We start from the raw sequence: 10,178 nt of genomic DNA on the forward strand, positions 1-10,178 counted from the left end.
GTACCATCGTTTGAGTAAGGATTACGAACGTCTTCCTGAAATGAGTGAAGCTGCTATATATGCCGTTATGACTCGTATTATGTTACGTCGTCTAGCCGTCTAAAGATTTACTTTATAAATGGTCTCTAAATCTGGTAAATCCATTGATTTTGCTCCTTCTATCTGAAACTAAAACTGCTTAATAACTGACAGTACAAATCCATGTCCGGTGTTTTTTATTTGTGCCTGTTTCTTGTCCAACAAATGCTGAATGATAGTCTGTGAAAACTGAACACGATGCAAAGGCATAGAGCCACCAGAACCACGCAGCGATCGCAGCAATCTAGCAGCAGTTCTCTCAATGTAAGGATCGAAAACTTTAGCCATCGTTTGACCCTCCAATTACTGCCAACTGCTGTTGCAGTGCTTTGATTTGCTGTTGATGTTCGTCAATCTCTGCTTGTAATTGTGCTTGTATTTCTGCGACAGAAAGCGTTTGGAGTTGGTCATCAGAGTAATGGCGAACTTCATCTGAATGCTTATCAGGAAGTACCGTATAACGCCAAGAATTACCGTACTCGTGTGCTAACTGTGTTCCAGCAGGCTTGTACTCTAAACCGATGACTATGCCTTGTTGTGTACGCTGCCCGAATATGAATCTGGGGTAATCCCAGTCACTTGGAATGCTGATGGTGGGTTGCATAAATTTGCTAATGGATAAGAGGATTGGTGAGCAATTGGGACACAATTACTGAGGCTTGCCCCAATTGCAGGTGGTTATATTTGGAACTGGTAAATCATTGGATAAAGTTAGTGGGTATAAAAGCCCACTCTTTCCTTACACTGCAACTAATTCCTGCACTGGCTCAAATTCCATCAAAAGCCGCCATTCCTGTTGGCTGAGTTGGTCAAATGGTCTGTTTAACAATTCATCCCAATCCAAAACTTCAACCACCAACAGCATTCGCACGGCTTCATCCACCGATTCACACGCTACCTTCTGCCCTTCTGAAGCAGCCCGGATGAACCACCAGTGACCGTCTGTAAACCCGATTTCGCCCAGTTTCTCGCCATCACTGGTATAAATCCCGTCATCCAGCAGTTCCAAACCGTGCTGTTCACAAGCATTGAAAATCTGCACCATGATTTCATTTCCTGTGGTGCATGGTTCTTCAAATGCTTGTTGTACTGGTAAAGTGCCTTGCTGGTACTGCTGTTTAATGTAACTGTGGCATCTTTGGGGTGTAGTGTCTCGAAAAATCTCGCTGTTGTTCACCAGCACACACCAGTACAAATCTTGGTAATTCTCGTGGTCGTAGCTCACACTGGCTACCAACTGCTCACCTGCGAATGCCTCTTGGTCGTAGAAGGAGATTTCGGTAATTGTGGGGACTTCTGGAAACTGTGCTGGTGCGGGTAAGGGTAACGGTAGTGTCCCGTCTTTGTAATGCCATTCGATGTAACGGAAGCATCGAGCTTGGGTGTTGTGTCGGAAGATTTCGTTACCATTTACCATCACTACCCAAGGCTGGGTGACGAACTCACTGCTGTCGTAGCTGATGTACGCGATTAATTGTTTACCAGCAAAAATCTCGAAATGGTGGGGGTTGATTTCTGTTACTGTTAATTCTTCTGGAGCTATGGCTTCAGCTTGCTCCGCAACATACTTGTTCAGTTCGTCTTGAGTAATCGCTTGTTCGTCGGGGGCAGCAATTCTTTTGAGGTGCGGTAGGGCGCAACGGACGGGCGGTTGCTGGGCGGGGGCGATCTGTGGCATGATGGGAATCTCCATGAATATGTGGGACAAAAGGCGATCGCGGAAGTTTGTCAGGCTCAGTCGGTCGCTTTTTGTTTTCGCTTTTCTACTATTAATAGTATCACTACTACTAGTAATAGAGAGTATGCAACTGCTAGTTTTTCTATTAGTCTTAGTAATACAACTTATCGTTATCTATTAGGTTTTTATATTACTAGTAGATACACAAAAACAAGCACCACAACTACTAGTAGTGATACTATCAGGAGTATGAGTTAGGGATATGGCAGTGTTAATTACGCTCAAAAAAGTCAGAGAAGCAAGAGGAATATCCCAAAATGACTTGGCGAGAATAACGGGTTACAGCGTTCAAAATATCCAGAAGATTGAACAGGGTAGGGTCTCCTCTCTGACATTGGATGCTTTTGACCGTTTTTGTAAAGCGTTAGGCTGCCTACCTGGAGATTTACTGGAATATACACCAGATAATGATGGGCAACCAGAAGCCATAAGTTCTGAACAACCTAATATTGAGGTTGCAGACAATACCAAACAAAATGCCAAGTCTTCAACTAAGAAGAAATCAGTGGGGTTAGTTTTTCCACTTGAAAGAAAAACGGCATAAGTGCTTAGAGGTGGATTCATGAATAACTTATCTCGTAAGCGTAAAAAATCCACCTCTGTTCAATCTGCTGAGGATATCTCATCAGTCAATTCTCAGAAACAAATCTTAGATTCAGAATATCCTGCCACTGCAACTATCGAGATTACTACCGTTGAAGTCCCTGAACTTACCCCAGAAGAGCAAAGTGATCGCTTGCATCTTGAACGCAGAGTTGAAAGAGCATTTTTTGAGGCAGGCAAAGCATTGATGGAATTGCGCGATCGCAGATTGTACAGATCGACTCATCGCACATTTGAGGAATACTGTAAGGATAGGTTTAGCTATACTTACCGTCATGTGAACTATCTAATAGCTGGTTCAGTGATAGTTGACAATATAAAAATGGGAACTAATAGTTCCCAAAATGAACAAGCAGAAGAAATGGGAACTATTAGTTCCCAAATTTTGCCCACATCAGAAGTACAAGTGCGCCCTCTGGCAAAGCTTGAACCCCAACAACAGCAAGAAGCATGGCAGACCGCAGTGCAAGAAGCCAAGGGCAAAGTGCCGTCAGGACGCATTGTTAAAGATGTCGTGCAAAGGATAATGGAGAGTACCCAAGTACCCAACAGTTACCAAATTGGTGAAGTTTGCCAAATTTTAGTCAAGGATAATCCTGATTTGCGGGGCAAGGGCGGCTGTTGGGGTCTTGTGACTCATGTTGGCGAATTCAGTTGCACTGTAAAAACTTGGGATTGTAAACTTACGGTAGGGGTGCAGTATTTGAAGTCATTCAACTATCAGCCTGATGAATGTCAGCAGATGCAGCAGATATGCGAGCGCATCAATCGGGTGTATTCGAGTGAGTTGGAGGAGTCGGTGCAGAGGTTTCTGGAGTCTTTGGGGAAGCTGAGGCGGGCTTATTTGACCCAGTTAGAGGAAAAATTGTTGAGTTTGTTAGAGCTAGAGATGAGCAATTAATGTAGCAAGATTGCCAATGATTCATGTAATATTTCTGCTTAAGAATCAAAATAATATTTTTTCCGTGGAGTAAAAATATTATCTATAAACTTTATTCTTCAATATTACACTCTGTAGTTATTTGTCTTTCTAGTGAAGTATATACTTCTCTTGCCCACACAGATATTTCAGGGATTTGATGTTGAAACCATGTTTGTAACGGTACTAAATATGCTTCAAGGTAAGGAATTATAGATCCAAACCACATTTTAGGACAAAAGCGGTTTTCCAAGGCTACACGAAATTCTGCATAAGCCCCAAACTCATAAGTAAGATTTTGCATAGCTAAATGCCATCTATAATTGCCTGCTTCATCTTTTTCCAGAAGAGGATAAAATACACACAAGAATGATGCACGAATTTTTGGATTAATTTTAGCCCATTTTACACATTCATCATGAGGAACACCGAACAATGAACCTTGTTTATTATGAATTTCTTCATCAACAGAGTGTCTAGGAGTCCCAATAAAAGCTTCTAAGCAATACATCTCCATTGGAGTTGCGATTTCAAAGAATTGTGATATTTTTTGCCACAAAATTAGCGGCTTTTCTTTAACTAGCAAGCAAATAATAGTTCGCAAATTATTATCTAGCGAATCTACTATTCGATAGTCACAAGTTTTACATATGTTTATGATTTGATTAATAATGCTGATTGCAAAGTCATCTTCAATCCCATAGTGTTGTTGAATTAGTAAAATAATCTGCTCTAATAAAAATCCATCTTGTGTCATTGCAATTGTATGAGTAATAAGTTCTTGAGAGTCGATTACTTCTTTAATTCGTTTGGCAATTTCAATGTTTAGTTTGTCTCTATTGGCTTGATACATTGAAATAATTTCGAGAGATGACCACAAGCCTTCTGCACCGTGATTATTGGTTAGTTCATCAATTAAAGGAATGATGTCTTCAGGGTTAAGCCTGTTTAGTCCTTGCCCATAAGAAAAAAATCGACAATCTGTTGCAGAAATACTTTTTTCTCTTACACTTTGAACTATTTCGTCTAATCTTTTAACTGAAATACCAACCGATCTATAAATATTAACTTTTTCATGCTTGAGAGAGTTAGATTTAAGAGCGATAGCAATGCACTCATTTGCAGCATTAGGATCTTTCAGATCAATACCAGACAGCAATCCACGTATAAAATTAAACCCTTTTTTCTCAGGAGATACTTCAAATTCGTTAACGGCAAACTGAAAGGACTCTACTGGATCTTCTAATTTCATGGCTAATTCATGAGTGAACGGAAAGATATTATTCAGTTCTTCCTTAATCATTGTTTGAATAGCACGCTTTGTAAGTTCTTTATCTACTGCAATTTCAGCAGCAGTTTCCCTAGCTTTTCTAGCAGAATATTCAAAATCGTGAGTAGAGTTATTTCCTGGTTCGTATTTTATATCAGGATTGCGAATATGCGAGTGCCAAAATTTAGTATAGAGCAGTGCTTTTTGAATTGGATTAGTTGGTAATAACTGCTCGTAAAGGTTTCTTACTTTTTGCGAAAACTCTTCTGATGCTTTTGTGCTATCGAAATAAAGCCAATCACCAACCCCCTTAATACCTTCAAGCCAAATTTCCTTCTCTTTAGTAATTTTATGTAAAATACCTTCAAGGTCATTAAATAAATTTTCCCAAAGGAGTGAGCGAATTGCTTTCGCAATAATATTTTCACATCGAATTGCAAATTTTTGATGTTGAGATCGTATATAATTGAGCTTTTTAATGCCATTTCGATGAAATTCAAACACTTCCTCTTGTACTTTTGGTATCCATTCTTTTAGGGGAGATTGAATCCCGATATCCCCAAAGATACCTAAACCAGTCCAGTAATTTATTTTAAGTGTATTTTCTAGTGCTTCAATACAAATAGATATAATTCTTTCATTGCCAGATAATATGCCTTGTTCAAGAACTAAAAATCTATCATAAGGTTCAACTTCAGTTTCACTTAGACGTAGTTGAAACAGTTGCTTGAATCGATTAGTAGCATTTTTGAACTGAGCGTTATTTTCGACCACAGCTAATCGCATAAGTAGCGGTGCAACTGTATAAAAATATCTTTTTCTAGAAACAAGTATTGCCAAAACTTGCACAAAATCCTGTTCTCTCGTTACTGCTTTCTGTAAGTCATCTATGGATAAATTCCTATATATTTTATCGATTACATTGGCAACACCGTCAGGATCGATATGCACTATGGCATTTAAACACTGAGAGCCAATATCGGTTTTTAATTTTTCTAGTGAACCACACCAATTATCTATTGCTAAAAGTCTTTGAGCAACTGTAAAAGCTGTTTTTGAACTATCAAAATAACGCCATTGACTTAAAAAAGATGTGCGTAGCGTTGGAGGTGCATTTTCTATAAAGTTAATGATGGTTTTCGCCCGGAGGAAGTCTAATCGCCTTGTACCCAGGAAAGCAACTATAGGTTGAAGTTGCAATGCAAAATAATAGTTACGATAATCTAGAAGATTTTGTTTTGCTGCATAAGCTAAATGTTCATACATTTCATCACCAGTTTGTCTGGCTAAATTTTCAGCAACAAAATCAATTTCATCACTGATGTTTTCATCCGCACCTAACTGTTTGAATAATGCAAGGCACTCAATTGCTCGAATTTGTTCGGGCCGATTTATGCCACAACCTGTAAGAATGCGTTCTACGACATCTTCAATAGATTTAAGGATTGGTAATCCTTCTGAATAATTATTTGTAGCTAATACTGCAATACGTGGATAGCCAGCACTTATCTTTTGAATAAAGTTAACATCTGAGTAATCAGCATATGGGTATCTTTGCCGAATAATCCCCTCAATAAGATCATCATCAGCAGGAGTAACAGAAATATTTAGGCAGTTATCTTTTTCAATACGTTGGGTATCATTACCAATTGTAATAACTTTAAGGTTGCTACCTTGAGACGTGACAATTTCACAAAGTTTAGCAGCAGTATCGCGTGGACATTCATCTACAATCATGAGTGCAGAATTTTTGGACTCAGCAATGCTCTGAGCTATTTGAAATATCTGACTGCCAATGTCCCTAAAATCACAATAAATTGTAGATGTCCTTAATGCAATCTTCCCTGTGGTAGCTTCATCTCTCACTACCTCATATACAAGCCGAGTTTTTCCTACACCTGATGAGCCAATTACTCTGATCGATTTTTGGGAATCAGCTAGGAAGTCTGCAATCCGCTCTTTTACTTTATCGAAAGTAAGCGAGTTATCAGTAATACTCTCGCTTCCAATAAAAAAACGGCTTGCTTTGTCTTCGACTCGTGAAATAGATATGATTTCAGCTTTGCGCCCCCATGTTTCAACTGTTTGAAAGCCTTGTAAACTAAGCCCCGATTGTTTTTCATTAAGCCAGACTGCGATCGCAGGATATAGTGATACCCAATGAGAAATCTTATTTGCATCATAAATTTCAATAGCTTTTAATTGATTAGGATCAGCACCAGCTTCTCGAATACCCTGCTGGATGCCGTTAATTCTGTCATCATACTTAGAGCTAATCAACACAGCAGTAGTAAAACCTATGTAAGACCCATTTTCTGTGATAGCCTTTTCAACTGCTTCATTCAATTTTGGTTTATTGCCTTTTTTCCAACTATCTTTTGTCCAAACTTCTTTCTTCCAACCTGCTGGTTTTGGATCGGTAGCTTTAGCTTGAAATATGCAAAACCTAGAAGGTAGATAATCTGTTTGTTCAAAACCTCCAGTCCACGAAATTCTTGCATCCTCTCCTCCGTCTGGAACAGTAATCTGAAGGGGTACTGAAACTCCTCTTAAACTTATACCTGAGCGTTGTGCTTCGGCGTGTAGTAATTTTTTCAGTAGTTCAACAAGCTGCTCACTATTTAATTTCTCAATCTGAGACGGAGAGACACCGAAAATCATGCAATTATTTGTTGTTTTTGACTTTAATGCAAATTGTAGCTTATTTAACTAGTGTGGGTGTTTTTCAAAAAATGTCCACAAATTGTGGACATTTTACCGACGGCAGAAGGACAAGTTCGACCTCTCACTAAGCTAGAAACTCAACAACAGCAAGAAGTGTGGCAGCAGGCAGTGGAAGAAGCTGGTGGTAAAGTGCCTACAGGTCGTGTTGTCAAAGATGCAGTGCAAAAAATTATGGAGCGTACCAAAGTCCTCAACACCTACCAAGTCGGTGAGGTCTGTCAAATCTTAACCAAGGATAATCCAGAACTCAGGGGTAGGGCGGCTGTTTGGCAATTGTCAGTCAAGTAAGCGATTTTAGCTGTACTGAGAAAACTTGGGATGGTGAATTGACGGTTGGGGTACAGCATCTCAAATCGTATGATTACTTGCCTGTTGAATGCGAACAGATGCAGCTGATATGCGATCGCATCAATCGGGTGTATTCTACTGAACTGGAGGAGTCGGTGCAGAGGTTTTTGGAGTCGTTGGGGAAGCTGAAGCGGTTTTATTTAACGGATTTGGAGGAGAAAGTGTTGGGCTTGCTGGAGTCCGAACTGGAAACGAAATAATCTACTAAATCTGAGCCTGATTTTCTGCCACTTGATAGGCGCATCAAATTTTATCTTTATTTACGTTGAAATCAGATAGCAATCACTGTGAGGCACAGCTAAATGACACTGATGCGATTGTGGCGATTTATTACAATTATGCTGGCTTCATTTAGCCTGGGCTTGTCCATAGCACATTTGTTGGAATTGCCGCGCCGGATGCAATTTGACCAACAACTCTGGGTGAGAGTGACAGTGTTTGAAAATGTTTATCGTTATTTTGGCTCAGTTGGCGCAGCCTTTGAAATTGGTTCGGTGATTGCAGCAGTTGTGTTAGCGTTTCTCGTCCGTAAACGTGGCGTAACATTTTATTGGACGTTGGGCGCAGCGATTGCATTAGTATTAGCTATTGTGAGTTGGATAATATTTGTTGCGCCCATGAATGCGGAATTTGCAACGTGGTTGACCAATCCTGTGCCACCGAACTGGACAAGATACCGTAACCAATGGGAGTATGCACACGCAGCCAATGCTTTGATCAAAATAATCGGGTTCAGTTTACTTGTAATTTCTGTGCTAGTTGAAACATCAAAACGAAAAGCTACTCATTCTCATCAGTTGTGATGTTGATTCAGGCTGGTGATGGTTGAACCTGTTAGCTACCCGCAGGAGTGTCAGCAGGTGCAGGAGATGTGTGAAACGATTTAACTTTTGCTCACTATAGGGAAATCGCTATTGACCACCAGTAAGCTCCAAGTTAAAGCCAGTTATGTAACTTGCTTCATCACTCATCAGAAATGCAACTCCATTTGCGACCTCGGCCAAAGTTCCTAAGCGGTGCATTGGCACTGAATTAATCATCTGTTGCTCAACTACCTCCGGGTCAGCATCAAAGTACTGAGAACCAACAGCCGCTTGCAATTGTGTTTGCCTCGTCCACATATAACCAGGGCCGATAAGCGCCGGAGACAGAGCATTTACCCGGATGCCGTAAGGGGCTAAGTCTTTGGCTGCTGTCTGAGTCATTCCAATCACTGCAAACTTGGAAGCAGCATAAGCTAACATATTCGGTGGCCCGACTACGCCTGCATAACTAGCCATGTTAACGATCGCACCTCCACCGCCAGAACGCAAGTGCTGTGCAGCCATCTTCAGAATGTGGAAAACACCAAAAATGTTAATGTTGATCACCTTTTGAAAGTCATCTAATGGATATTCATCTGTTTTAGCAAAAAGTCCTTGATAACCTGCATTATTGAATACATAATCAATTCGCCTAAATTGCTCAAAAGCATCACTAAAGGTTTTGGTAACATCATCAGCAGATGTCACATCACAGCGAAAGATGCCGACAGGAACGTTGTAATCTTTTAGCTCCTCAGCCACATCTACCATCTTGGGTTCATTTACATCTAACAGCACTACACCTGCACCATGAGCGGCAAAACGATGTGCAGTTGCCTTCGCAATATCGCCCGCACCACCAGTAATTAAGATAGTCTTACCTGCAAACTGATAGGTTGCTTTTGCTGTCATAATTTTCACCTTTGATTGAAGGATTGAGGAGACAAGTCTGAGCGTAAAGCTACGTTTTGAGGATTATGAACTTTACACTAAACGTTTCAAATAGAACAACTACCCTTGGTTTGGCATGATACACAAAATCAAAATCAGCCTTGCAATTGACCTAACCAATGTTGTTAATCACATCAATTGAAGTGGGAATCTTAAGAATAGTTGCGATGCCCATGACTATGAAAATCTTGAATTTCTTAAAACCCAAACCATCCCAACCGACGATTGAAAGCTATGGGCAAACGGGAAGTGGACTAGAGCTTGTTCAGATTCAGCCGATTATGGAATGGCTGTTTGCCAGCTTGCTGAATGCGGGGTATTATGGCAAGTCGCATATCATTTGGTACAACGGAGATCAACTAGAGCCGAGTTTAGAGCAGATGTTGAAGAAAGCAATGCGCCGGGGTGAGCCAGTTTTTCTTTATCGCTGTGGTTCTAGGGTATCGCCATTACCTGAAGCATACTGTTGGCGGATGATGGGCGAATATCCTTCAATGCGAATGTATCAACTCGAAGTTAGGGATGGCGAATAAGTGATTTAGACAAGGTTGCAGAGTCAAGATATCTACAAATCTTAAGACTTTGTTAAATGACTACCTAGAAAAAGATGGGTAAAGAATGGGTAGTTTCCCGACTATCTTTAACTAAGCAATTCAGGGATGATTAATTGTATAGAAAACTGCTGGCAAAGATTTTATAGCTGGCATTTAATAAACTGTGTACAAAACTAAGCCCTGAATTTTA

11 protein-coding genes and 1 pseudogene are annotated in these 10,178 nt (G+C 40.3%); 7 read left to right on the plus strand and 5 right to left on the minus strand.

All coding sequences use genetic code 11. From position 1 onward, the window contains the following. Window positions 1–103, plus strand: a pseudogene (locus H6G75_RS32110) (IS5/IS1182 family transposase); the annotation flags it as partial. A 65-nt stretch (window positions 104–168) separates the two neighbouring features. Here H6G75_RS32110 and H6G75_RS32115 read toward each other — a convergent pair. From H6G75_RS32115 to H6G75_RS32125, 3 genes are all read right to left on the minus strand, one after another. Continuing rightward, a complete protein-coding gene (locus H6G75_RS32115) occupies window positions 169–366 on the minus strand; it encodes a hypothetical protein (protein ID WP_190983906.1) in 198 nt (65 codons plus the stop codon). Further along, on the minus strand, window positions 359–682 hold the full coding sequence (locus H6G75_RS32120; protein WP_190983907.1) for a hypothetical protein: 324 nt from the start codon (window positions 680–682) through the stop codon (window positions 359–361). Before H6G75_RS32120 ends, H6G75_RS32115 begins: the two co-directional genes overlap by 8 nt. A gap of 135 nt (window positions 683–817) precedes the next feature. Then, window positions 818–1,756, minus strand: a complete 939-nt coding sequence (locus tag H6G75_RS32125; RefSeq protein ID WP_190983908.1) for a hypothetical protein — start codon at window positions 1,754–1,756, stop codon at window positions 818–820. Between the two features lie 262 nt (window positions 1,757–2,018). Between H6G75_RS32125 and H6G75_RS32130 the strand changes: the two genes are divergently transcribed. Beyond that, window positions 2,019–2,360, plus strand: coding sequence for a helix-turn-helix transcriptional regulator (locus H6G75_RS32130; protein WP_190983909.1), 342 nt, complete (start codon window positions 2,019–2,021; stop codon window positions 2,358–2,360). Between the two features lie 18 nt (window positions 2,361–2,378). Beyond that, window positions 2,379–3,320 (plus strand): hypothetical protein, encoded by a 942-nt coding sequence (locus tag H6G75_RS32135; RefSeq protein ID WP_190983910.1) that lies wholly within the window; start codon window positions 2,379–2,381, stop codon window positions 3,318–3,320. A 91-nt stretch (window positions 3,321–3,411) separates the two neighbouring features. Here H6G75_RS32135 and H6G75_RS32140 read toward each other — a convergent pair whose 3' ends face one another. Further along, window positions 3,412–7,269, minus strand: a complete 3,858-nt coding sequence (locus H6G75_RS32140; protein WP_190983911.1) for a hypothetical protein — start codon at window positions 7,267–7,269, stop codon at window positions 3,412–3,414. An 84-nt stretch (window positions 7,270–7,353) separates the two neighbouring features. On the opposite strand from H6G75_RS32140, the gene H6G75_RS32145 reads away from it, so the two are divergent. The 3 genes from H6G75_RS32145 to H6G75_RS32155 all read left to right on the plus strand — a co-directional run bounded on the left by H6G75_RS32145 (window position 7,354) and on the right by H6G75_RS32155 (window position 8,483). After that, the gene (locus H6G75_RS32145; protein ID WP_242051724.1) at window positions 7,354–7,620 is read left to right on the plus strand and encodes a hypothetical protein; all 267 of its coding nucleotides are present in this window, start codon (window positions 7,354–7,356) and stop codon (window positions 7,618–7,620) included. Continuing rightward, window positions 7,599–7,880: a hypothetical protein gene (locus tag H6G75_RS32150; RefSeq protein ID WP_199338109.1), complete on the plus strand. Its 282-nt coding sequence runs from the start codon at window positions 7,599–7,601 to the stop codon at window positions 7,878–7,880. Before H6G75_RS32145 ends, H6G75_RS32150 begins: the two co-directional genes overlap by 22 nt. Before the next feature lie 102 nt (window positions 7,881–7,982). Continuing rightward, window positions 7,983–8,483 carry a DUF1772 domain-containing protein gene (locus H6G75_RS32155; protein ID WP_190983912.1) on the plus strand — a complete coding sequence of 167 codons (501 nt, stop codon included), beginning with the start codon at window positions 7,983–7,985 and terminating at the stop codon, window positions 8,481–8,483. A gap of 108 nt (window positions 8,484–8,591) precedes the next feature. On the opposite strand, the gene H6G75_RS32160 is transcribed toward H6G75_RS32155, so the two are convergent. Continuing rightward, window positions 8,592–9,395 carry an SDR family NAD(P)-dependent oxidoreductase gene (locus H6G75_RS32160; protein WP_190983913.1) on the minus strand — a complete coding sequence of 268 codons (804 nt, stop codon included), beginning with the start codon at window positions 9,393–9,395 and terminating at the stop codon, window positions 8,592–8,594. Between the two features lie 158 nt (window positions 9,396–9,553). Between H6G75_RS32160 and H6G75_RS32165 the strand changes: the two genes are divergently transcribed. Then, complete coding sequence (locus tag H6G75_RS32165) at window positions 9,554–9,967, plus strand: hypothetical protein (RefSeq protein ID WP_242051725.1); 414 nt, start codon at window positions 9,554–9,556, stop codon at window positions 9,965–9,967. Window positions 9,968–10,178 lie beyond the last annotated feature (211 nt).

The organism is Nostoc sp. FACHB-280 (genome assembly GCF_014697615.1).
In the GTDB taxonomy this organism is placed as follows: Bacteria; Cyanobacteriota; Cyanobacteriia; order Cyanobacteriales; family Nostocaceae; genus Nostoc_B.